Source organism: Sporosarcina sp. D27, from assembly GCF_000586555.1.
Lineage (GTDB): Bacteria > Bacillota > Bacilli > Bacillales_A > Planococcaceae > Sporosarcina.
Genome location: NZ_AZUC01000046.1, coordinates 270565 through 295660, shown reverse-complemented (window position 1 = coordinate 295660; position 25096 = coordinate 270565). Strand labels below are relative to the sequence as shown.

General features: G+C 35.4%; 26 protein-coding genes and 1 pseudogene. All 27 read left to right on the top strand.

Annotated elements, in window-relative coordinates; translation table 11 throughout:
• Nucleotides 1-101: 101 nt before the first annotated feature.
• The 27 genes and pseudogenes from N693_RS0109795 to N693_RS0109655 all read left to right on the top strand — a co-directional run bounded on the left by N693_RS0109795 (nucleotide 102) and on the right by N693_RS0109655 (nucleotide 24923).
• Entirely contained in the window at nucleotides 102-815 is a 714-nt protein-coding gene (locus N693_RS0109795; protein ID WP_025784608.1) for an alpha/beta hydrolase, read from the top strand.
• 281 nt (nucleotides 816-1096) lie between these two features.
• Nucleotides 1097-1609, top strand: coding sequence for a nucleoside deaminase (locus N693_RS0109790; protein WP_025784607.1), 513 nt, complete (start codon nucleotides 1097-1099; stop codon nucleotides 1607-1609).
• 105 nt (nucleotides 1610-1714) lie between these two features.
• Entirely contained in the window at nucleotides 1715-2227 is a 513-nt protein-coding gene (locus tag N693_RS0109785; protein ID WP_025784606.1) for an HAD-IIIA family hydrolase, read from the top strand.
• 286 nt (nucleotides 2228-2513) lie between these two features.
• Complete coding sequence (locus N693_RS0109780; RefSeq protein ID WP_025784605.1) at nucleotides 2514-3077, top strand: hypothetical protein; 564 nt, start codon at nucleotides 2514-2516, stop codon at nucleotides 3075-3077.
• Nucleotides 3078-3379: 302 nt separating this feature from the next.
• Nucleotides 3380-3877: a kinase gene (locus N693_RS0109775; protein ID WP_025784604.1), complete on the top strand. Its 498-nt coding sequence runs from the start codon at nucleotides 3380-3382 to the stop codon at nucleotides 3875-3877.
• A gap of 464 nt (nucleotides 3878-4341) precedes the next feature.
• On the top strand, nucleotides 4342-4947 hold the full coding sequence (locus tag N693_RS0109765; RefSeq protein WP_156028902.1) for a hypothetical protein: 606 nt from the start codon (nucleotides 4342-4344) through the stop codon (nucleotides 4945-4947).
• A gap of 73 nt (nucleotides 4948-5020) precedes the next feature.
• Nucleotides 5021-5473 carry an NUDIX hydrolase gene (locus tag N693_RS0109760; RefSeq protein ID WP_025784601.1) on the top strand — a complete coding sequence of 151 codons (453 nt, stop codon included), beginning with the start codon at nucleotides 5021-5023 and terminating at the stop codon, nucleotides 5471-5473.
• A 116-nt stretch (nucleotides 5474-5589) separates the two neighbouring features.
• Nucleotides 5590-6198, top strand: coding sequence for a DUF5412 family protein (locus tag N693_RS20600; RefSeq protein WP_253271174.1), 609 nt, complete (start codon nucleotides 5590-5592; stop codon nucleotides 6196-6198).
• A 661-nt stretch (nucleotides 6199-6859) separates the two neighbouring features.
• Nucleotides 6860-7879: a phosphotransferase family protein gene (locus N693_RS0109750; protein ID WP_025784599.1), complete on the top strand. Its 1020-nt coding sequence runs from the start codon at nucleotides 6860-6862 to the stop codon at nucleotides 7877-7879.
• A 213-nt stretch (nucleotides 7880-8092) separates the two neighbouring features.
• Nucleotides 8093-8533 carry a GNAT family N-acetyltransferase gene (locus N693_RS0109745; RefSeq protein WP_025784598.1) on the top strand — a complete coding sequence of 147 codons (441 nt, stop codon included), beginning with the start codon at nucleotides 8093-8095 and terminating at the stop codon, nucleotides 8531-8533.
• Nucleotides 8534-8835: 302 nt separating this feature from the next.
• On the top strand, nucleotides 8836-9582 hold the full coding sequence (locus tag N693_RS0109740; RefSeq protein ID WP_371257557.1) for a response regulator transcription factor: 747 nt from the start codon (nucleotides 8836-8838) through the stop codon (nucleotides 9580-9582).
• Between the two features lies 1 nt (nucleotide 9583).
• Nucleotides 9584-10960, top strand: coding sequence for a sensor histidine kinase KdpD (locus N693_RS0109735; protein ID WP_025784596.1), 1377 nt, complete (start codon nucleotides 9584-9586; stop codon nucleotides 10958-10960).
• Nucleotides 10961-11110: 150 nt separating this feature from the next.
• Complete coding sequence (locus tag N693_RS0109730) at nucleotides 11111-11890, top strand: hypothetical protein (protein ID WP_025784595.1); 780 nt, start codon at nucleotides 11111-11113, stop codon at nucleotides 11888-11890.
• Nucleotide 11891: 1 nt separating this feature from the next.
• Entirely contained in the window at nucleotides 11892-13376 is a 1485-nt protein-coding gene (locus N693_RS0109725; RefSeq protein WP_025784594.1) for a hypothetical protein, read from the top strand.
• 17 nt (nucleotides 13377-13393) lie between these two features.
• The gene (locus N693_RS0109720; RefSeq protein WP_025784593.1) at nucleotides 13394-14032 is read left to right on the top strand and encodes an ABC transporter ATP-binding protein; all 639 of its coding nucleotides are present in this window, start codon (nucleotides 13394-13396) and stop codon (nucleotides 14030-14032) included.
• A gap of 173 nt (nucleotides 14033-14205) precedes the next feature.
• Complete coding sequence (locus N693_RS0109715; protein WP_025784592.1) at nucleotides 14206-14763, top strand: isochorismatase family protein; 558 nt, start codon at nucleotides 14206-14208, stop codon at nucleotides 14761-14763.
• A 703-nt stretch (nucleotides 14764-15466) separates the two neighbouring features.
• Nucleotides 15467-15751 carry a helix-turn-helix transcriptional regulator gene (locus N693_RS0109710; protein ID WP_025784591.1) on the top strand — a complete coding sequence of 95 codons (285 nt, stop codon included), beginning with the start codon at nucleotides 15467-15469 and terminating at the stop codon, nucleotides 15749-15751.
• 78 nt (nucleotides 15752-15829) lie between these two features.
• Nucleotides 15830-16684, top strand: a complete 855-nt coding sequence (locus tag N693_RS19130; RefSeq protein ID WP_371257553.1) for a flavin-containing monooxygenase — start codon at nucleotides 15830-15832, stop codon at nucleotides 16682-16684.
• A gap of 441 nt (nucleotides 16685-17125) precedes the next feature.
• On the top strand, nucleotides 17126-17461 hold the full coding sequence (locus tag N693_RS0109700) for a helix-turn-helix transcriptional regulator (protein ID WP_051508717.1): 336 nt from the start codon (nucleotides 17126-17128) through the stop codon (nucleotides 17459-17461).
• A 266-nt stretch (nucleotides 17462-17727) separates the two neighbouring features.
• The gene (locus N693_RS0109695) at nucleotides 17728-19176 is read left to right on the top strand and encodes an NAD(P)-binding domain-containing protein (RefSeq protein WP_025784589.1); all 1449 of its coding nucleotides are present in this window, start codon (nucleotides 17728-17730) and stop codon (nucleotides 19174-19176) included.
• A 15-nt stretch (nucleotides 19177-19191) separates the two neighbouring features.
• On the top strand, nucleotides 19192-19392 hold the full coding sequence (locus N693_RS0109690) for a hypothetical protein (RefSeq protein ID WP_025784588.1): 201 nt from the start codon (nucleotides 19192-19194) through the stop codon (nucleotides 19390-19392).
• 185 nt (nucleotides 19393-19577) lie between these two features.
• On the top strand, nucleotides 19578-19925 hold the full coding sequence (locus N693_RS0109685; RefSeq protein ID WP_025784587.1) for a metalloregulator ArsR/SmtB family transcription factor: 348 nt from the start codon (nucleotides 19578-19580) through the stop codon (nucleotides 19923-19925).
• A 15-nt stretch (nucleotides 19926-19940) separates the two neighbouring features.
• Nucleotides 19941-21239: an arsenic transporter gene (locus tag N693_RS0109680; protein ID WP_025784586.1), complete on the top strand. Its 1299-nt coding sequence runs from the start codon at nucleotides 19941-19943 to the stop codon at nucleotides 21237-21239.
• 23 nt (nucleotides 21240-21262) lie between these two features.
• Nucleotides 21263-21682, top strand: coding sequence for an arsenate reductase (thioredoxin) (gene arsC / locus N693_RS0109675; protein ID WP_025784585.1), 420 nt, complete (start codon nucleotides 21263-21265; stop codon nucleotides 21680-21682).
• Between the two features lie 720 nt (nucleotides 21683-22402).
• Nucleotides 22403-22522 (top strand): annotated as a pseudogene (locus N693_RS20595) (tRNA-dihydrouridine synthase); the annotation flags it as partial.
• Between the two features lie 144 nt (nucleotides 22523-22666).
• Complete coding sequence (locus tag N693_RS0109660; protein WP_051508716.1) at nucleotides 22667-24316, top strand: catalase; 1650 nt, start codon at nucleotides 22667-22669, stop codon at nucleotides 24314-24316.
• Nucleotides 24317-24584: 268 nt separating this feature from the next.
• Entirely contained in the window at nucleotides 24585-24923 is a 339-nt protein-coding gene (locus N693_RS0109655; RefSeq protein WP_025784583.1) for a hypothetical protein, read from the top strand.
• The last annotated feature ends 173 nt before the right edge of the window (nucleotides 24924-25096 follow it).

Here is a 25096-nt window from a genome sequence, read left to right as displayed (position 1 = left end):
TAACGGTGGCTTTAGTTGAAATAGTATTTAATTTATATATCTTAAATTAACTTTGAAAATGAAAGAACTAAAAATATGTATGAATGTGGAAGGATAGAAAGATGAAGAAAATTGTATCTAAGAATTTTGTGAATTATGTATATAATCAGGGACAATCAAGTAGAGACAAAACGATTATTGTCTTTCATGGATGGGGTTCAAGTGTTAATAATTATGATGAACTTGCTCAGTATTTTTCTTCAATCGGTTTTAAAGTCATTGTTCCTGAAATCATCTTTCATGATAGTAGACATAAATTAGAAAATCATTTTCTGAAAGAAGTTACTCAAGAATACTTCTGGAAGACCATTTTCAGAAGTATTGATGATGCTACATTATTATTTCAAGAATTAGGTGTTTCAGAAAAAGATGTGATTCTTATGGGTATTTCTATGGGTGGGTTTATCGCAAATGGAATATATGCTAAAGGTAATAATTTTGCTGGACTAATAAATATTAATGGTTCTGGTTCGTTTCTTTTATCCGAAAAAATTTTTAGGGCAAATGATCAACGTCCAGAATTGTCCGATGAAGAAATAGAAAAAATAAATATTTATAATCCAATAGGGAAAAATATAAGTAACTCTTCTATATTATTAATGCATGGTGAATTGGATAGAGTTATATCAATTGATGGACAGAAGGACTATTTTAAGTTTTTGAAAGGTTCTGGAATGTCATGTGATGTGGTCTTTAATGTATATGAAAATGTTAACCACTCTTTTACAGAAGAAATGCTTGACAACCTAAAACAATGGTTAGATGAGAAATACTAAGTTATTAAGGGGCTCTAAAAAACTGTTCTGCAACTGGCGGCATTTGATTGTTAAAGTAGAACACCTTAGATCATTGGAGTAGACGCCCACCGTAAATCGTCCTACTGGACAGCAAATCAACGGGTTTAACGTAATTACAGATTCGAGGTAAGTTGCGCAACTTGCACGTACCTGAAATGAGCCTGATTTGGTTGATGATTCTTCTTATAATAGTGAACAGGAACTTCAGTGAACTAATGATTTTACAGATAAAAAACTAAAAAAAATTCAGGTGGTAGAATATGGACAAAAATATAGATAGGTATTTTTTAAAGTTGGCTCTAGAAGAAGCAGAAAAATCATTGTATGAGAATACATACCCAGTTGGGGCAATTATAGTTGACGAAGATAAAAACATAATTGCAAGCGGGCGTAATAAAGTACACTCTCACCAAGATGCTACTGCCCACGCTGAAATTGTTGCTATCCGTAATGCTGGAAAATCTATATTTAAGGCTAAAGTTAACCGTGAAAAATTTACAATGTACACTACACTAGAACCATGTCCAATGTGCACTGGTGGAATCCTTTTTGCGAAAATAACAAAAGTTGTGTGGTTATTAAATGACGACATGGGATTTGGGAGTTTTAAAAAATTTAAAGATGCGGAAATCTTTGATATGAAGTTCAGTGAAATTGAATCTATCGAAGAACCTTATGACGATTTAAAAAAGAAACAAATGGAATTAATGAATAAATGGTCCGCCAATCCTAACTATATTACTAACTTACGAAAAGCTATTGTTACAGAATAGGGGCGTTTATTTAGTATGATTTGGGTTACAATCTGGTCAATTTAAAACAAGCGCCTGGATGATCTTTTGTCTTTAAATAAATGAAAATGCTGTGGGGTGTATATTATGAAGGTTGCATTTTTTGATAGAGATGGAACAATCATTAATGATTATCCTGACCATGAGTGGACGGAAGTTAAGCGTCCAGAATTTATGGATGGAGCAATTCAGACACTAAAAGAAGTAATAAATAAAGGTTATAAAATTATTATTGTAACCAATCAGTATGTTATAAATGAAGGTTATATTACATTGGAACAATATCTTGATATCACTGATCAAATGCTTATGGAGCTTAAATGGAATGATATTGAAATTCATGACATTTATTTTTGTCCTCATGCAAAAGCAGAAGGCTGTTGCTGTATTAAACCGGGAACTGGAATGATACGACAATCTCTAAAAGACTATCCTAACATTAGTTTATCAGAATCTTTCGTGATTGGAGATTCAACTGTTGATATTGAACTAGCAATTAATATGGAAATGAGAGGTTTTGGTATCGCTTGTGGCAATGATTGTCATGACCCTCGAATTACAATTATAGATAGCATTGAAAACTTAATTAGCCATATTTAGAACTTTATAAAACTTATCTGGCTTGGTCAACTAATGGTCACACATGGAATGTAATTCCATGACGTGAACCGCTTATTTGAAGAAAATGTAATAATTTTACAGGGATTGTGGATAGGCTTAGAGTATTGTGCATTTATTACCTTTAAGGAATGGGAAAGCCAAAACTTATTACTTTAATGTGAAGCAAATAGGGCAATTCTTGTATATCGGCAAAGCAACATTACGACCACTTTAGTGCAGTAATCGATTGTTAAATTATTTCGATTGTTTCAGATTGGAGCAATATATGATTATTTTAATAAGTGCTGTAAGTAGTACTGGTAAAACCTTGATGGCTCAAAAATTGTTAGAAAGGTACCATATTCCTTATCTCTCAATAGATCATTTAAAGATGGGCATCTATAGGGGATATAAGAATTGTGGATTCACACCGCTAGATAATACTGAAGTCATTGGAGATAATTTGTGGCCAATATTAAAAGGGATTATTATGGCAAATGTCGAGAATGAACAACATATAATTATTGAAGGAAGCTATATTTCACCTCATTATCTAAAGGAAATTGACATCAATTATTCAAAGAAAATTATTTCAGTGTTTCTAGGTTTTTCGACGAATTATATTCAAAAAAACTTTGAAAGAATTGTAAAATACAGGAACGCTGTTGAACTCCGTAATTATCCAGAAGAAAGAACGATAAAAGATCTGAATAAAGAACATAAGGAATTTAAAGCACAATGCTTACAAACAGGTTTTAAGTATTTTGAAATTGAAAGCGACTATGACAAAGAAATAGTGACTGTTTATGACTATATAGAGACTGAAAAACGGAGAATCGATTCTATATAAATTTTTCTCATAAATAAAGTTATTGAAGTAATGGGAGCAGTTGTTGACAAAATCTGCCCTATAAATGGGTCGCAAAGTGATGCATTTTAATCGAGCCATAGCGAAACAACGCATATTACCATACCAGCAGATTTGTTTGAGAAAATGGCTAAAAGTATGAACCAAAATTAAGTTGAAGTTATCTTCAGTTAACAGGGGCGATTCTAGGATAAAGAATCTGTCCCTTTTCAGCAATCGGACCATTTTATTGCATAATAAATATTAAATATTAACTTTCATAAGTTTTGAATGTGGGGGGAACTATGGAATCTAAGCTAATTATCATACGAGGAAACTCTGGGAGTGGAAAAACAACGACTGCGAAAAGGCTTCAAAATTATTTGGGGCGTGGAACATTATTGGTTTCTCAAGATGTTGTTCGGCGTGAAATGTTGAGAGTTCAAGACAGAGAAGGGAATCTTTCAATTGATTTGATTCGTCAAATCGCGGCATACGGTAAAGACAAATGTGAATTTATTATCGTTGAAGGGATTTTATATAAAAAACGTTATGGCGAAATGATGAATTACTTGATCCAGTTCTATGACCATAAGGCATATACATATTACTTTGATTTATCTTTTGAGGAAACAGTCGCACGTCATAACTCTAGAGGAAAAAAGATGGAATTCGGAGAGGATTCTTTACGTGCCTGGTGGAATTCAAATGATTATCTTAATGTGGATGGAGAAATGATATTGACCAATGATATGTCACAAGACGATGTGTTGAAACTGATTTTAAATCAACTGCAAGCGTAAATTGAGTTTGAAATTTTAATTTGTTTGTTCCGGAATCGGGGGCATTTCTTGAAGAAGAATCGCATCCATTTAAGTAATAGGGTCAGTTGGGTGATTAAGATGATAGTAAACAAAGCAAGGAGTGGGGAAATGGGGAAAACAATAGGAAGGCATTTATGGAATGCTATTTCAGGGGTATTTGTATTATTATTATCGCTGTGGATGAGTGGTCCAGGAATTGCGGAGACTGAGACACCAACTTACAGATGGTACTTTATGTTGCTATTTGTTTTATGGGTTATAGGCTTTTCATTACAATTTAAGAAGCGTATGAGGATTGTAGGGATTGTAATAACGCTTGTTCCGGTTATATACTACCTATTCCTATTTTCAAGAATATTGTTTTTGTAGTCTTCAAACGGGGGTGTTATCCGTAAAAGGTTGTTCATGAATAGGGCATTTTGTGAGAAGTACGAGGTACATTTTTGGGGGGGATGAAAGTGTTTTTGCTATACTTTGTATTTGGTTATATAGCATTATATTTAGCAATTTGGTTACATGAGGTCGGTCATGCAGTTATGTTTGCAAAATATAACTGCAAAGATAATCCTTTTGATGTTTATGTACCACCGTATTTGTTTTTTTCAACACCGAACCCAGTTCATCAAGAAAAAGTAGAAAAGTTAAATTTAAAACAAATTTTTCACGTAGGAATTTCTGGAATAACAACAAATATAGTCTTTGGCCTTCCAATTTTTATTCTGCTATTATGGTTGGGTTTCCCAAACGGTTTAGGGTTTTTCTTCTTGTTTTCTTTTGCTTTATTTCACTTAGTGGAGGCTGCTACTTATTTAATTATTAGTAACATTTTCCTTTCAAGTGATATGGTCTTAGTCCAACAATACAATCCTAAGTTAAGAGTGCCTTTATTTTTATTAGGGATGCTAATTGTAGGTGTAATATTTTATATGATTATTAATGCCACTGAAAGCTGGAGAACAGGACTAATTTTCGCCGTAACTATCATGACCATGAGTATGGGTTTAGGAAGAATTATTTTCACTAAATTAAACACTGCTAAGTCGGCTTGATCTCCCGCTAACGGGGGCTATTCTAGAACAGGAAATGCGTCCGAGTTACATAATGGCTAGAAAGGAGAAATTGATGAATTACATTCAATCACTCAGAACTATTGTTGGAACAAAACCGATTATTGCCCCTGGTTCAGCAATAATTGTCATGGATGAAGAGGATAAAATATTGTTACAATTACGATCCGACACCTTAGATTGGGGAATACCTGGAGGTGGGATGGAGTTAGGAGATAGTTTTGAAGAGACAGCTATAAAAGAACTATATGAAGAAACAGGTCTTGTTACAGAGTGTTTGGAAGTATTAGGGTTGGCTTCTGGTAGAGAGTTTTATTATAAATTTCCTCATGGTGACGAGATATTTAATGCTACAGTTATATTCAAAGCTGAAAATGTTATGGGAGAATTGAAAAAGGATGATGAAAGTTTAGAATTAACTTACTTCGCCTTAGATTCTTTACCTAATTTAAATTATACCACCCGAAAAATACTTGAAAAGATTGAGTACATAAGTAAAGTGGATTGAGTTTTCAACATCTTAGTTTTAACTAGTATCTAAGCTTTAATATTACAATTGATTCGCGATTTAAATAAATGCTTTGATATCTTGAATGGGCAATACTTTCACAATGGGGGCGATTCTTGAAAAATTGTACCTTTTTCAGTGATACAACATTTTTAGTTGAAGATTTTTTGAAACACCCAAAATCCGAATCGGGATGTGATTTGTTGGAAAGGAAATATAATTTATGGTCATTCATTTTATGTTTCTTTGTGTTATTGCTTGCATTACAAGCTTTATATGCGTCATTTAATGGAACTTGGCAAGTGGCACCACCTGCTTTGACTTTATGGTTACTAACCGTTATTACTTTCGTTACGGCTATTATTGGATTTAAAGACAAAAGTAGTAGGTGGGCGAGATGGAGAAGTTGGCTGACAGTGCTGATTGTATTCCCTCTTTCGGCAATCTTTCTGTTAGGGGTAGCCGTAAATACAATTGCGAGAGAACCCCTTGAAACAGCACAATCACCTGACTCTCAAATCATCATCGACTTTTACACATTAAACGGTGGAGCAGCTACCTCGATTAGTGTATCGGGAGTTGTAAATGGTCCCCTTTGGTTTATAAAAAGGATTTATTACCAAGACCCTATGGACAGAGTTGATGTGAAATGGACAAACAACCATATCGTCACGATTAACAATCATACTTTGAACTTGAAAAAAGGGGAAACATTTTCGAATTAATAACTCTTTGTACAAATGGGTGTCATAATTCGTGAAGAAGAGTTGTGCCTTTTTCAGTAATAGATCCATTTTGAAGAACAATACGAGGGAGGATTTAGCATGCTTTTACTCAAGTACGCTTCATTTTTGGTATCAATTATGACAATGGTATTCGGGACTTCACGGCGTTCTTGGTTTTATTTGTTAATCAGCGCGATTACTTTTTTACCTATTTCATACTATTTTTAGGGATAAATATTGCTTTGAAATACGTAGGTCTTACTCCACTAATCCTGCTGACATTAGCAGTGTTTTTTTGAATTCAGAAAAAAAGTCCAAGACTATATAATTCAGTAATCGGTGGCAATTCTGGCATTAGTTATGTGTTTCAATAGGGTCATATAATTGAACACTCTCTTCAAAGAAGACAATATTTATAGTGAAGAAATTTACTTATGAAATTTAAAGAAAAATTTAATTTACTAATAATTCACCAAAAACTATATTATTGGTAACGCTTATCTGTTAAAATTATATAAAATCATAAATGGGAATTTGTTCAAAAATATTCAGCATTAGAAAATCGGGTTAAGCGGATGTGTCTATGGTCCGCAGCAAGATAACGATTATATCAAGGTTAGTATCCACTACCACATCGACAAAGAAGAAAATGAAGGAATAAATGACTATTAAACTTGAGAAACTGATTTATGTTTTAAACCAACGATTCAAGACGCAAATCATCTCTACTGACTACCAAACTATGCCGTTACAGGGCGGAACTGTGGGAGATGTTTACCTGGTAAAGGGGTTCGCCAAAACCGAGGATGGTGAAAAATTACCTTACCGTTTAGTTCTCAAAATCCAAAACAAATGGGACCGTTACGGCGATCCAGGTTCATGGCGTCGAGAATTTGATCTCTATACGTCTGACTTGGGAGCGACTTTCTCGCAAGCCCTTCGTTGGCCAATATGTTATCACGCCGAGTTCAATCCGGAAGTTAATGAATACCATCTGTGGCTGGAATATATCGATGGTGTAACCGGTTTAGACTTGACAGGTGACATGTATGAAGAGGCTGCGCTGGAGTTAGGGCGGTTTCAGGGCAGACTGTATGCGGAACAACCCGCCGTGCTGCAGAGCCTGACCAATTTGAGTAATCCAAATCTCATGAAGAAAACGTATTTGCATTACCGGTCATGGCCGGTCGTCTACGATTATATACGTTCGGAAGGCTGCGAATTGCCCATGCACGTGCGGCAAATGCTCATCGACATCGATGAGCAAGCAGACGAGATATTCGCCCGCATTGAAAAATTGCCCCTTGTGCTATGTCACCGGGACTTCTGGATAACCAATCTTATCTATGCCGACGGAAATTTCGCGCTTATCGATTGGGATACCAGCGGATGGGGTTACCTAGGCGAGGATCTTGCAAGCCTGATCGCAGATGAACCGGATATTGATAACATGGTCGAACACTACCAGCGATGCATCCCTGCGTATTACAAAGGCTTTTCGGAGTATGCGGATGTATCCCGAATTGCGGATCATTGTGTCTACGAGATAATCCTTCTCGTATTCGGGTACAGGCTTGTCGAGGGGTATCTCCACACAGATGTTGACGACGAGAAGACGAAGCATGTCCATGTTCTCCAAAAAATCTATGAAATGAAAACCATATCCTTGATGGTTAAATAAAATTAACAGGCTGTCACGTCAGCTCGTTTTGAACAGCACCGTATGAGAGAGCATTTCCTGCGGTGCTGTTTTGTATTTATCCCTAAGGCTCAATTTGGGCAGTTATGCACATTCCCCTAAAAAAGGGAATGCTTATTCCTGATTAGGGAGTGATTAACGTATAGGAGCTAATCTAGAATCGGATCAGATTTTAGCAGCCTAAAGGAAGGAGGAATGTATTTGGATTTTGTGAACATTGAGGGTTTCCCTGATTCCGAGTTGCTGGAACAGATTTTAATGTTGCATGAAGATATTTTTAAAGACTCTCATTCACTAGTTAGCAAAGCTAAAAGTAAACCGAAAATATTATTTACAATAGGATTAGAGAGAGGAGAAGTTGTAGGGTATAAAATTGGTTACGAGCTCAACTGTCTCTGCTTTTACAGCTGGCTTGGCGGCGTGAATGAAAATCACAGAAATAAGGGGATTGCTTCTAAGCTCATGTATCAACAACATCTGTACTTAAAAGGAAAAGGTTATAAGAGTGTTCAAACTAAGACAAAAAACAATTGGCGAAATATGCTCATTTTAAACATTAGGAATGGGTTTGATATAATTGGGACATATACAGATACCAGCGATGATCTGAAAATAATTCTTGAAAAAAGTTTGTGAAGATATACTAAAAAAGGAGACAGTTGTTGGAAAGCAACTGCTCATCAAACGTGTCATTTTGCTGTATTGAAAACAGACTATTTATTCTGTAATGCATATAAAATGTAATATACATATTTACGATCCCAGCTCTCAATTATGTGAAAATAGCTGGGTTCTTGTATTAGGTGTGTAAAAAAAAGTGCAGATTGATGATAGGCTATCATATAAAAAGTATTTTCAATGAAGTAAAAAACTAGAATTAGGAATGAGACAAATAATCATTCCCTTAAAAAGAAATCAGAAATAATGAAAAAGGTGAAATAATGCTCAATGTAAAGGATGCTGTTCTAAATCAGAAGAAAATATTATTGGTTGATGACGAACAAGATATTCTAGACCTTTTGGAAATGGTTTTAACAAAAGAAGGTCTCAGAAATATTTATAAAGCAAATAACGGAAATGCAGGAATTAAGCTATGCAAGGAGATAAATCCCGATATCATTGTGTTGGATGTCATGCTTCCTGACATAGACGGTCTTGAAGTTTGTCGAAGGATCAGAGAATTTTCTTTTTGTCCTATTATTTTTCTTTCGGCAAAATCAGACGACGTGGATAAGCTCATAGGTTTAGGGGTTGGTGGTGATGATTATGTAACTAAACCCTTTAGTCCAAAAGAAGTTGCCTATAGAATTAAGGCTCAATTTAGGAGACTTGAACAAATACAACATGTAAATCGTAGTAACTCAATTGAGGAGTTAAAAGAGATTTTTATTTATGCTGATCTTGAAATAGATGAAGACAAGGCAGAGGTTAAGAAATCAGGACAACGGATAGATTTAACAGCGAAAGAGTATCAACTATTGTTGTATTTAGTGAAAAATTCAAACAGAATTCTAAGTAAAGACTTAATTTTGGAAAGAATATGGGGCAGTAATTATGAAGGCTATGACAATACGTTAATGGTTCATATTAGAAATTTGAGAAAGAAAATTGAGGACAATCCTTCTTCGCCAAAGTATATTATCACTTTTAAAGGTTTAGGATATAAGTTTGTAAAAGGGGATTAAAATGAGAAGAAAAATCACAATTAGCTTTCTAACAGTTATTGTTGTATCTTCTTTGCTGATTCTGCTATTAACATTAACTTCCATTTACTTTATTATCTTCTCTAAAAATAAAGTGATGACAGATTCACCTAATTTCACATTATCCTTCGGTTTGCATATTGACTCAAAAGGTAATGAAATTTCGATCAGTAAAAAAGGACAACAACTCTTAAAAGATAGAAATGCTTTTATACAAATTCTAGATAACGATGGGTATGAGGTTTTTGAATTATACAAACCTGATGACGCTCCTATGCACTATTCACCGGCACAGATTGTTCATTCACACATGTATTCAGATACAATAAAAGGCTATACAATTTTCGTTGCATCACCTTCTAGTAATAGCAACCTAAGCTACATTATTGGATTTCCCAGTACTGAAATAAGTAAGCATACTTTCGATTATGAATACAATTTATTCGCTTTACTAATTAAATTTACGTTGCTAGTTTTATTTATATCTATCATTGTATTTGTCATTACCGGTTCCATTTTTGGTAAAAAGCTAACGAATCCAATTGTTCAAATTATTGAGGGGGTTGAACTTCTATCCCTGAAGATATATGGGATTCAATATAAAGAAGTAGGTATTTATAGTAGAGTTTTTGGAAGTCTAAATGTACTTGCTGAAAATTTAAAGTTGAGTGAACAAGAAAGACAGAAAAATGAAATAATGAGGGAAGAATGGATTTCAAATATCTCTCATGATTTAAAAACTCCGCTCTCTACCATTAAAGGATATTCGGAAGTTCTATCTGATTCAGATTACGATGTTTCCAAAGAGGAAATTATTCGGTATTCAAACATCATGTCAGAAAAGGCTATCTATATGGAGGAAATGATAGAAGAACTTCGATTAAATGAAAAATTAAAGCATAACGTATTGACGATGCATAAAACAAAAAATAATCTAACCAAATTTTTAAGAAGCATCGTCGTTGGCATATTAAACGATCCGAATCATTCGGGGAGGCAAATAATTTTTAATGCACCAGACGAAGCCGTTGAATATTATTTTGATCAGAACTTGATGAAGAGAGCTATTGAGAATCTGTTATTCAATGCTTTAATTCATAACAACGAAGATGTAGATGTGATTGTTAATTTATACAAACAAGAGAAAATCACCATTGAAATTACAGACAACGGTAGGGGAATTCGTGAAGAAGATGTAGAAAAACTATTTAACCGATACTATAGGGGAACGAACACGAAAGATCATAAAGGTTCAGGTCTTGGAATGTCTATAGCAAAAGAGGTAATAGAAGCCCATCAAGGTGAAATAACGGTGAAAAGCCAATTAAACATTGGTACGACAATCAGAATAACTTTATAAACATGATTGAAGATAGCATGAATACTATGTTATCTTTTTTCTATTTGTTTACCATTAGAATTAAGGAGGATTTAAGGCTGGGTAAATTTGAGTTTAAGGAGGCCCATTTATACTCTAATCATAAACGATTAAGAAATGAGGGTGGAAAATTTGAAACATCTTATCTCAAGTGAATTTAAAAAAGCACTATCGTTGCGATTTTTTCTTTTAAGTATGGCACTAATCTTTTTACCTCTTATCGTGGTGATTCCGATGATAAATGGCTCGTATCAATTTTTTAGACCACTAGAGGTTCATTCACAACTTTTTAGCAGTTCTGCTATTGCGTTGTTATTTCCGATATTACTAGTTCCTTTATTTTCAGGATCGTATGCCAATGAGAAGAATGACAACTTTCTTCTCTATGTTAAACCAAGGGTTAATCTTACGGATTATCTTTTTGCAAAAGGACTTGTGAATGGCCTTGTGACATTAATTGTGGCATTTTTGATGATATTTACACCTTTTATGTTTATTGAATATTTAGATCCATTCCTTCATGTGATTCAGTATGAAACAAATTATTATGAACCTGTCTCGGTGGGAACCTTCGAGTTTTTGAATGAAAAGTCCGTATTTCTTTACGGGGTGTTCTATTCCTTGTGGGTCGCAATCAATGGTGCTCTTTATGTAACGGTAGCTTATTTGTTATCAATTCTTATTAAGAATAGATTTGTGGCATTATCGGTTCCGTTTTTATGGTGGTTTATTATGAATTTCGTAGCTGGTGTGTTAGGATTTGAATCATTTTCACCTGTCTATTCTGTCTTTCCGTTTTTGATTACTTCTCAACCGATTTGGGTAGTTTTTATTCCATTTATTACGCTGATTGCAGCAATAGTAGGCTTGCTCATTTTCATTAAATTGAAGAAAAAAGTTTGGATTGAGTAATATGAAAATGACAAAAGACAATGTTGTTTCATGGAAATGGATTATTGCTGCTTTACCGATCATCTTATTTTCTTTTAGCAACAGACATTTTATTCGATTCATGGAAAAAAAACATCAAATAACTGCTAACGTATGGGATTTTGCCTTAAATCCTTTGAATGACCCTTATTTAATGGTTTATTATGTATTCCCTTTAATGGTGTTCCTATCATCGATTTACATTAATCGAACGTTTGACTACACAAAGCTAATACGGCTGGGGTCATATAAAAATTGGATTGTCACAAAAGCAAAGCAGTTAATTTTATTGGATCTCTATTTTATTGGTTTGTTTTTAGGGGCAATAATTATTACTGCGATTAATACGCCATTTTCTATGGCCTGGAGTGACATCGGGAGGATAAATGAATCCGGCAATGTAATTCTTTATACTCTGCAATCACATTTTTCGACTCCATTTGTGGCCCTGTCCATACAAATCGGATTATTTCTGATCACTTTGATAACCGTACAATTAATCATGTGTGTTCTTTATGCAATAGATAAGAAACAATCTGTATTACATGGTTTGAATATTTTATTGTTTGTTTTCGGGATAGCTGGTTTCAAAATCATTCCGGATTCGCTAGCTCTTTTAAAGGCACCAAATTATTTGCTCTCATTTCATGGAGTGAAGAGTTTTAATAGTATCGCTCCGTCATTTATCATCATGATTATGATGTTGACGATTACTCTAATTATCGTAAATAACATAGACAGAAACCGAAGCAGTATGAAACAATTTTTCACTGCAAATTCTCCTCTTATTGCCTATATGCTGCTGTGTTTATTGGGAATATGTTTCAATATTAAAAAATATGTAAACGAAGATTTGCCAATTTGGAACTTGTTAATCGTAACCTTTACTGGTACTACAAACGAAATCTATTCGTTGCTTGCGTTTGCGTATTACGTTGTCGTTTATATAGGTTTCATCTACTTTGTCCAGCTGTCATTACAAAGATGCCTGTCCGAAATGAGCTATTTCACAATCATTAGGTATCGATCAATGAATCGATGGTTTTTAAGTTGGTTTCCTAAAATAATAAAGTCTATTATTGTCCTATTATTTTCCTTAATGGCTGTTACCCTTTTAATAGCTGGAATTAAGGGATATACGTTTGACTTAAAGCAAAACTGGATTCAAATAATTTATCATTTTATGATGAATGGATTTTTGCAACTTTTATTTTATGTGCTTTTTGTTATCATCGTCTCTATATTTACGAAAGATGTTTTGAAAAGCTTTATCTCTTTACTCATACTTACCATTTTTATGTTGCCTGGCTTTAGGTTAAATAATTTGGTTCCGATTGGATTAAATAGCATGGGATATCTATTGGAAAACACGGAAATATTTTTTATCACTTTCAAGCTAATTGCATATATTGTGATCGAAGCAATTGTTTTAATATATCTACTTAACAAGAAAGACTATACATTTTAGAAGGATAGGTGAATATGATGGCGTTGATTGAATTGAAAAATGTAAGTAAATCATATAAAGGATTGTCCTTGTTTGAAAATACCACAGTATCATTTGAAGAAGGGAAAATATATGGGATAGTAGGACATAACGGTTCGGGGAAATCTGTTTTATTTAAAATGATATGCGGGTTCGTTTTTCCTGATCAAGGAAATGTTATTGTTGATGGACATGAGCTTGGTAAAAGCAAAAGGTTTCCAGAAAACTTAGGCATTATTATTGAAAGGCCAGGTTATTTAGGCGATAAAACGGGATTTGAAAACCTGAGATACTTAGCAGACATCCAAAATAAAATATCAGATGAAAAAATCAAGGAAACGTTAGATAAGGTAGGTATACCGCATACAATAAAACAAAAAGTAAAAAATTACTCCCTTGGAATGAAACAAAAATTAGCAATTGCGCAGGCAATAATGGAAAATCAGGAAATATTATTGCTTGATGAGCCATTTAATGGGTTAGACATTGATAGTGTAGAAAATATTAGAAAGATGTTAAAAGATTTAAATGCCCAAGGAAAAACAATTATTCTAACGAGCCATAACAATGAAGATATAGAAATTTTGTGCGAGCATGTGTTTAGGATTAGGAATTTCACGTTGGAACAACTAAAATAAAATGACATTAAAGAAAGGGTAACTTTTCTTATTAAGAAGGAGTTATACTTGTTGTATTAGCATTCCACAATCAGGGGAGCCACTAGAGTTTAGAATCTTCTCCTACTCTATAACAGAAATAGTCTACAAGAAAATGATGGAAATTAAATTTTTGATGAAAGGGAGTTTTTTTATTGAAACAAGCTTTACTAGTGATTGATGCACAACAAGAACTAATTGATGGGAATGAAGAAGAAAAGAGTGTCTTTAATAAGGCTTCATTGTTGGAAAATATCAATTTAGTGGTAAAAAAAGCAGTAGAATCAGATAGTTTTGTTGTTTTCATAAGAGATAAAGATGTTGCACAAGGCAGTGGTAAGGGATTCGAGATTCATTCTGATATTCATATACCCAAAGAGTTTAAGATATTTGATAAAGAGGCAACAAATTCGTTTTATGGAACTCCGTTATTGGGTTTTTTACAAGATAACATGATTGAGCATCTTGTTATTATGGGCTGCAAGACCGAGCATTGTATAGATACGGCAGTTAGAATGGCAACGGTAAGTGGCTTCGATGTCACTTTAGTAGGAGATGGCCATTCAACAACGGATTCCCAATCTCTTACTGCTGAGCAAATAATTGCCCATCATAATGAAGCCCTTCATGGACATTACAACGTTGATAATTTTTCAATGGTTAGAAATGCAAGCGAAAATTTGTTTAGTCCAAATCACAATGATTACCGATAAATGATATTTATAATCTCGTCATCAATTGGGCGTGAGTGATGCATAAGAGCTTCCGTAGAATTGGATAATTTGATGAAATAAGGATAATAATAACCGGAATCCTGTATCTCTGATTACTTTTTGATCTAAGATACAGGCTTTTAAATTCAACGATAATATCTCTAGTTATAAATTCTAGGAGCGCTTTATAATACAAATTTTTCAGGTATTAATAACTTCTACAATGTGGAGAGATAGTCTTTTGAACTCATGTGGTCATGCGATAATGGGAACAGTTTATGCATTAAGAATGAATGGATTATTAGAAAATCGGCTTTTACAATTGAAACAGATGCAGGTGTACTGCCGATAAAAAATCGTGAAGAATAATCCCACTTATGGGGACATTATGTAAGAATTTCCATCTCAAATTAAAGTTAGAAAATGTCTACCGGTATTATTCTTGGTTATTTCACTATAAAGTTACGTACCAATAAATCGTCTTCATGGGATTCATTTCTCCTGAAGACGATTGTTTTTTTAAAAGAATTATTAAATTCAAGTAATAAAGGAAATAATACGTAAATCTCTTTAGAATTTACATAAAGTACTCAAAGCGTTTCATATCTAAGGCGTTTGACAAATATTTGAATTTGAAATAGAATATAAAACGTAAAACATATCGTGCATTTGCGATACGTAAGGTTGGAGGTATAGTAAAAACTTGATTAGTGAAGAAGTGCAAATGTTTTTTAAAGGACTGGCAAATGAAAAAAGACAAGCAATTATGCTACTGTTCCTAGATCAGAATGAAGTTACTGTAAATCAAGTATCTGAATTAATAGGAATTGGGCAATCAACAGCTTCTGAACAGCTATCCATGTTGAAAAGGGCGGGTCTCTTAAATTCAAAGAGAGAGGGAAAAGAAGTAATTTACTCGACTAACAAAAATAATATCCTAAGGATTTTACAAGAAATAAACCTAATACTAATGAAATGTTGTAACTGAACATATGGAAGTATTCTATATGTTCTATTTTCTATAATACATATCGTTGAAACGCGATATTAAAAAGGGGTTTTTGTATTGACAAGTATATTTGATTCGATAGTTATCGGTGCGGGGCAATCAGGATTAGCAACTGCATATTATTTAAAGAAGAAAGGTTTGAAATATATTGTTTTAGAAAAAAGCAACCAAACTGCAGGTTCGTGGCCACTTTATTATGACAGTCTTAAGCTGTTTTCACCTGTGAAGTATTCTTCGCTGCCTGGTTTGAGTTTTCAAGGTGAAATTAATCATTATCCGACGAAGACAGAGGTTATGTCGTATTTAAATACATATGCACAAAAGTTCGAATTAAACATTGCTACAGGAAAAACAATAACGGAAGTCCTAAAAGAACAAGAATTATTTTTGGTTAAGACTGAAGAAGGGGATTTGTTCAAGGCAAAAACAATAATTTCAGCAACAGGTTCGTTTGACTCTCCCAATCTTCCTGAAATAATGGGTATCGAATCTTTTGCCGGTGAAATGATACATTCGAGCCAATACAATAATCCGGAACGATACGTAAATAAAAGAGTTATTGTCGTTGGTGCCGGAAACTCTGCAGTTCAAATAGCTTATGAATTACGAGAAACATCTAAAGTTACACTCGCGACACGTAATCAAATAAAATTTATCCCGCAAACTATTTTGAAGAAAGATATACATTATTGGTTTCACCTAATAGGTTTAGATTATTTTCCATATGGCAAGAAACTCTCTATGGATAGTTCAGTTTTAGATAGGAATCTATATAAACAGGCAATTAAAAATAATAATCCTGATAGAAGAGATATGTTTGTATCCTTGAACAAAGATGGAGTTATTTGGAGTTCTGGTGAAGAAGAAAAAGTGGATACAATTATTTTGCAACGGGTTACATTCCAAATGTGAATTACCTCCATGCTCTTCCGGAAGCCCTTGACGAAAAACGTGTGCCGGTACAAAAAGAAGGGGTGTGCACTTCGCATAAAGGATTGTTTTATGTGGGTTTACCAGGACAGCGTTCGTTTTCTTCTGCAACGTTACGAGGTGTTGGTAAGGATGCGAAATATATTGTTAATAAGGTTAAAGACTTAATATAGTTATAAAGCCAAGGTATGGGGGTTTGAGAAAACTGTATTAGCCCCTTGTAAATAATTAACCCAATTAAAATCATTAAGAAAAAAGTGATTGAGGTAGAGAATTAGGAAATCTTCAAGGTATTGGAGTGGTTATACAGTCTATCATTCATAACATAATTTTTGCATAGGCTAGGTTTTTTTGTTGACACTTTTCACGATTCCGCATAATATAAAATACATCAAAAATAATTGATTTGAGAGGTGGAAAGTCATGATTAAACAGTCGGATGTTTGTGATTCAACTTTACTCGACTATGAAAAGAAATTTAAAGCACTGTCGGATCACAAGAGACTGTATATATTGCGTATTTTGGCTACAGAAGGAAAAACCTGTGTTTGTGATTTGAGTGAACTACTAGAATTGCCACAGTCTAAACTATCTTATCATCTTAAAATTTTATTAGATGTGAATTTTATTTCTGTTGAGAAAGAGGGGAAATGGAATTATTATTCAGCCAATCCTAATGAAATAAAGAAGATTTTATCTTCGGATCTTTGTTGTATTTTTTATCCTGAGTCAATATTTTTGAACATCACATCAAAATAAGTTGATGTTTGTAAGAAAGATTTGGGATTTGAGATCATTCACACCGGACTAGAAGATAAAAATGACGGAAAACCTGGAAGTACATTATCTGTCGCTTACTTCACAAGTTATTTAGAACTCATAATGTAAGCGAGAAATTCTCCCTTAGAAGAAGCTGCTTTCTATATGAGAGATCATTTTTTAAAGGTTTAGCTCATTTTTATGGAGAACTAACAGCTAAACATTTTGAGCAAGCAATTCAACTATTAGAAAAGAGGGTATTATTAATGAAAGAAATTAAATTATTTACTACAAAAGAGACATCATGCTGCAGTGAGGAACTTACAACGACTTCTTGTTGTACACCAGAAACAATAAATGAATCCACTTGCTGTTCATCTCCAGAAGTGACGGTAGAAAAACCGGAACAAAAGCAATTCAACTTAGAATTACCTGTAGCCATTATTGGAGCTGGTCCAGTCGGACTTGCGGCGGCAGCACATTTAACAATACAAAAAGTTCCTTACATCGTCTTTGAATCAGGTGAGAATGTAGGACACAATATTCTTAAGTGGCAACACGTTCATTTATTCAGCCCTTGGCAATACGATATTGATAAAGCAGCACGTCAACTACTTGAAGAAACCGATTGGAAAGTACCGCAGGATGATGTTTTACCGACAGGAAAAGAGTTGATGGACCAATATTTAGTACCTTTAAGCAATTTACCTGTCTTAAAAGAAGCCATTCGATACAACTCAAAAGTTGTTTCAATCTCACGTAAACAAAACGATAAAATGAAATCATTAAATCGAGACAAGCAACCTTTTGAAATTTATTTAGAAAAAAATCATGATATAGAAATAGTGGAAGCACGTGCAATTATTGATGCAACGGGTACATGGGGGAACCCAAATCCCTCTACTTCAAATGGTGTTTGGTTAAATTCTGAAAAACTGTTCGAAAACCAAATTGAATACGGTATTCCAGATGTTACAAAAAGTGTTAAACGATATGCAGATAAAACAGTTGCAGTGATTGGTGGTGGGCACTCTGCCATTAATACTTTGTTAGAATTGGCCGATTTACAAAGAGAATTTCCGGAAACTAAATTAATATGGATTCTACGTAAAAAAAATGTTGAAGATGCTTACGGTGGCGAAGAAAAAGATGCGCTTGAAGCACGCGGGGCGCTTGGTTCGAAAATACATTCATTGGTCGATTCAGGTAAAGTGCAAGTATATACGCCGTTCTACACGATGCAAGTCAAATCAATGAATGAACAAATGGAGTTAGTAGGACGTTATGAAGGAGAAATGACAATCATAAAAGGGATTGACGAGTTGATTGTCAATGCAGGAAATCGTCCGGACTTTTCAATTGAACGAGAACTTCGATTGTCCATTGACCCAGCAACAGAAAGTATCGCAGCCCTAGCTCCACTCATCGATCCAAACGAACACAGCTGTGGTACAGTTCGTCCCCATGGTGAAGCAATTCTACGCCAGCCAGAACAAGGACTTTACATTGTAGGTATGAAGAGTTACGGCCGTGCTCCTACATTCTTAATGGCAACAGGATATGAACAAGTACGTTCAATAGCAGCTTATCTTGCAGGAGACATAGAAGCCTCTGAGAGAGTTGAACTTGATTTACCTGAAACAGGGGTTTGTAGTATAAATTTGCAAAATACTAGAGAAGTATCAAGCTGCACCCCCACAACCGGCTGCTGTTAAAGGAGTGAACTATCGATGACGGTAAACCATGGAGGTAACTTGTCGGAAGAATATTTTCGCGCATATTTATCGTTGGTTATGAATTCAAGAAACTATAACCTAGAAAAAGCAAAGGAATTTATGTTAGAAACATTTTTTAAAGGTAACCTATCATCATTTGGACCAGTTAGTTATGCAAGTTATATAAATACCGTAAATTCTATGAGTGGAAATTGAAGCTAGTAACCGTGTTAGTGAAGATTGGCACATAACAGTAAAGATACAATCGAATGTTTTGGGATAAGAGGTCTCCTTTTTAGGTGGCCTCTTCTGTTCGTTATTTTATTTTTTTCAAAACGACTTACACACTTGCACACATAAGAATATAATTATATGATGGTGAATAAAAGGAGGGATTATCTATGAATAAAACTGTGACAACCGATATGAAAAGAGCATCACAACTGTTGAAATTGCTCGGAGATCAAACACGTTTGACGATGATGAAATTGCTTCAGTCGCATGATTGCTGTGTTTGTGAGTTTGTTGAGATTTTCAAAATGAGTCAACCGGCGATCAGCCAGCACTTACGTAAATTGAGGGATATCGATCTGGTGAAAGAAACGCGAAGAGGAAAATGGATTTTCTACTCCATCAACGAAGAGCATAAAGATTATCCGTTTATACAAGGTATCCTAGAGCATCTTCCCGAACAAGACGAATTAGTAACTGAATTGGAAGCGCAAGGATTGCGCATTTGTTGTGAGTAGGGAGGAGAACGAGCGTTGACTTCACTTATTATGGCATCATTGATTTTCATAATCACACTTATTTTTGTTATTTGGCAACCTAGAAACTTATCGATTGGGTGGTCTGCCTGTATTGGTGCAGCAATAGCTTTGTTAGGGGGCGTAGTTAATTTTCAAGATATAATAGATGTTACAGGAATTGTCTGGAATGCGACGCTCGCTTTCATCGCGATTATCATCATCTCACTAATCTTAGATGAAATTGGTTTCTTTGAGTGGTCTGCACTCCATATGGCGAGATTAGCTAAGGGCAGCGGAATTCGAATGTTTGTTTACGTCAGCATTCTAGGAGCTGTAGTCGCTGCATTGTTCGCAAACGACGGGGCTGCCCTCATACTAACGCCAATTGTGCTTGCCATGGTACGAAATTTAAATTTTAATGAAAAGATGATTTTCCCATTCATTATTGCCAGTGGTTTTATTGCGGATACAACTTCACTGCCGTTAGTTGTGAGTAACTTAGTCAATATTGTTTCCGCAGACTTTTTCGATATCGGCTTTGTCGAATATGCATCCAGAATGATTGTCCCGAATCTATTTTCATTAGTTGCGAGTATTTTAGTGCTGTTGTTATTCTTCCGTAAAAGCATTCCAAAAGATTACGAAGTTGCAGATTTAAAAGAACCGAAGGCCGCTATCAAAGATATGAGGTTGTTTCGACTAGCTTGGGTAATCTTAAGCGTATTGCTCGTAGGATATTTCTCTAGTGGCTTTACAGGATTGCCTGTCTCTATCATTGCTGGGCTAACGGTCATATTCTTTATGCTCATGGCACAAAGAAGTCCCGCTGTTCAAACTAAGCAAGTGCTTAAAGGAGCTCCTTGGGCAATCGTCTTCTTTTCAATTGGGATGTATGTGGTCGTCTACGGATTACGTAATGTCGGGCTGACGAGCGTCTTGGCAGATGTCATTCAAATGGCAGCCAATCAAGGACTGTTCGTCGCAACGATTTCGATGGGCTTTATCGCAGCAATTTTATCGTCAGTTATGAATAACATGCCAACCGTTATGATTAACGCGTTAGCTATATCAGAAACGACTACAACAGGCCCTATTCGTGAGGCTCTTATATATTCAAATGTCATTGGATCGGATTTAGGTCCAAAAATCACCCCAATCGGTTCCTTAGCCACTTTATTGTGGTTACATGTCCTATCTCAAAAAGGTGTGAAAATATCTTGGGGAAGATATTTTAAAATCGGTATACTCTTAACAGTCCCTACACTCCTGATGACACTCATCGGATTATATTTATGGCTGTCAATTATACAATAAAACACAAAAAGGAGATAATCCATATGTCCAAAAAAACACTCTATTTCTTATGTACAGGTAACTCATGCCGTAGCCAAATGGCTGAAGGATGGGGTAAAAAATATCTTGGTAATGAATGGCAAGTTCTTAGTGCAGGAATTGAATCGCACGGAGTACATCCGAATGCTGTTAAAGCTATGAATGAGGTTGGCATTGATATTTCGAAACAAACTTCAGATATTATTGATCTGGAAATATTAAATAGTGCAGATTATGTCGTTACGCTTTGTGGGGATGCTGCAGATAAGTGTCCGATGACACCTCTTCATGTCAAACGTGATCATTGGGGGTTTGATGATCCTGCTAAAGCAGAAGGAACAGATGAAGAAAAGTGGGCATTCTTCCAACGTGTACGCGATGAAATTGGTGCAAGAATTGAACACTATGCTAAAACTGGAGAATAAGAAAACAAGCTGTGGATTTACATCACGGCTTTTTTTGAATAAATAGTTAAAGATATGATAATAGATGGTTAAGGTGATGTTTGTTGATGAAAAAGGCTTTCAGTTCCTAACTACTAAAAAGGAGTGTTTACTTTTTAACGGTGTGAATTTGTTTTTTTAATCAATTTTGAACTAAAAAACATTCTGAGATTTTCTTCAAATGTTTTACTTACTTTACTGGTTTTCGTTACAAGAAGTATAGTAGGTTTTTTCATTTTGTCCTCCTTATCCATGATTTAGTTTAGATGTAGTACTTTTACTAGATTGCTGGAATAGGTGCTGTTTAGTACTTTGCATTTTTAACTAATTTTAAACACATATTGCGGACCTGCCTTTGTTTCATCCGTTTCCAAATAATAAAATACCCATGGCAAAGAAGTATTTCCGGACAAGAAAGCTAAAAATAATATTGGCTAGTTATTTACTTATAGAGAGTTTTCGTCGTGTAGTCGCCTCGTTCAATATAATTCTGCACCAATAATAACTGGGGATTTGATGAGTCAGCGATAATGTGTTCGATTGAACACCGATATCTATCCCTACATAAATCATCCCATTTCAACATCTCGTTACTCTCTCGATATATTAATAATAGCATAATATTTTGTAATCAAATGACCCTAATCGCATGATCTTCATTATCTGAATCGTAATTTCCTTCCACATATAAAATTCTTGTAACAAGACCTGGCCGATATATCGATTCATCTGCGTACCAAAAAGGAAATGAGCAACATGCACGCACGCTTGGAATTAATTCCAGAGATGAAGGAACTTCGTGATGAGATTGTACGAGATACATTTTGTATTTGGACTAACAGAGCCACATTCAAAAAATGGGTTTCTTCTGAACTTTTTATGGTTAAGCTGTCTCAATAAGTGAACTGGAACTAAATTAGTAAAAAGTTCATTCATCACTTTTCTGAAAGCATAGGTTGAGGAGGAATTTTGTTGAAAAAGGATAAAACCAAGAAGTATCAAAAAGAGTTGAAGCGGGAGACGCTTACTACGCGCCAAGGGCATCCTGTGAAAGATAATCAGAACATCCGGACCATTGGAGACCGTGGTCCTGCAACACTTGAGAATTATCATTTCATAGAAAAAATCTCTCACTTTGATCGTGAAGAAATTCCTGAACGTGTCGTTCATGCAAGGGGCTCTGGTGCATTTGGATATTTTGAAACTTATGGCAAGGCGGGAGTTGAGCCAGTGGAAAAGTATACCCGTGCCAAAGTGTTTTCAGGTGAAGGGAAACGAACACCACTTTTGGTTCGGTTTTCTACTGTCGCAGGGGCAAAGGACTCTCCTGAAACTGCACGGGATCCGAGGGGGTTTGCCGTGAAGATGTATACCGAAGATGGAAACTGGGATTTGGTCGGCAATAATTTAAAAATCTTTTTTATACGTGATGCCATGAAGTTTCCAGATATGATTCATGCATTCAAAGCTGACCCTGTTTCTAATGTCCCTCATCCGCAACGGATGTTTGACTTCGTGTCCCGTTCCCCGGAATCTATCCATATGATCACGTTCCTGTTCTCGCCGTGGGGCATCCCGGCGACTTATCGTCACATGCAGGGCTCTGGTGTAAATACGTATAAGTGGGTGAACGAAAAAGGGGAAGCGGTGCTGGTAAAATATCATTGGGAACCGAAACAAGGCATCCGTAATCTAACACAGGATGATGCAGATGCCATTCAAGGGAAGAATGTAGGACATGCTACACAGGATTTGTATGAAGCGATAGAGCGTGGAGACTATCCGGAATGGGAATTATTTGTGCAGATCATGGAAGACGGATACCATCCGGAGCTGGATTTCGATCCACTTGACGATACGAAGCTCTGGCCGGAAGAGCAGTTTCATTGGTTGGCGGTCGGGCGTATGGTACTGGATCGCAACCCGGAGGATTTCCATATGGACATTGAGCAAGCTGCATTCGGTACAGGAGTGCTCGTGGATGGTATGGACTTCTCGGATGACAAAATGCTACAAGGTCGCACGTTCTCCTATTCGGATACGCAGCGTCATAGAGTAGGCACCAATTATTTGCAGCTTCCTGTCAATGCACCTAAAGCGGCTGTCCGCACCAATCAGCAACGGGGGCAGATGGATATTCGGGATTCCCGTGAGTCAGGTGAAAATCCACATATCAATTATGAACCATCCATGCTTGGAGGATATGAGGAAGCCCAAGAGGAAGCCCGACCTCCACATCGACCTATGTATAATGCAGCTGCTATGAGTGCACCGATTGATCGTCCCAATAATTATGGCCAAGCAGGTGCAACATTCCGTCAGTTCGATGATTGGGAGCGGGAAGAATTGATAAACAATCTTTCAGCGGCACTCTCGGTATGTGATTCCCGTATTCAAGAAGCTATGATTAAACACTTCACCGAAGCAGATGAAGAATATGGCCGTCTCGTCCAAGAAGGAATAGAAAATAAGGTAAGAGAAATGAAAGAAACAATGGCTGGAGCCGAGATTCCGGGTCGGGATTCAGGGAAGACAAAATTTGGACAAGGAACTCCTGAGTCAAAAGAGGCGGTTGAGGATGCAGTAGAAAAAGGCAATGAAGCAGATCCATATTAAATACCGAAACTAAGCAACCTCACACATTCGATGAATGTGTGAGGTTTATTTATTATAGAGTGGTTGTGCGTGAACTATTATTGATTGATCAAAAGGAAGAGAAATTTTCTGTTATGGAGCGCAGTGGTTAGATAACAGCTGTGCTTGAATCGGCAAAATAAAATTGCTAAGATGGAAACTTTAGTGGTTTTCAATGACTTTTACTGGTAAAATAAACTGAATATATAGTCTGTTTTATTGTAATGGTACAGAGGAGGGATTAGAATTAATGGAATTCGAGTTAGCAAACGGTTTTTCTATTGTTCTACCATCCTTACATATTACAATTATCGGAATTGTAGTTATTACCCTTTTAGTAAGGTGGAGTAAGCAGTTAGAAACACGACGTTTTACGGTTTTCTTGTATTTTCTAGTTAGCACTTTCATTGCCCCGATCTATTCTCAAAGTACAATAAATGGTGTTTTTGAGCTGTGGATTCCTCTGGGGTTTATAGTTGTTTTAGTATATTTGAATGGTAGTAAAAGGTACCATCCATCTAAAGTGAAGGCGAGTATATTAGGACTGTGCATAGCATTGTATCAATTAGTCCTTCAATATGTCGGGTAGTTTTACTATTTCAAAAAAGATACGGTCCTGTATACTAGTTGCGATTTAATCGGTCCAATTCATCAATTTAATAATTGATTAAATATGAGGTTGAAACAGGTCACTACAATTTAGAAAAGATCATCTAAAAGCTTAGAATCATGGGTGTCCAAAAATAGATTAAACAAAGTTAG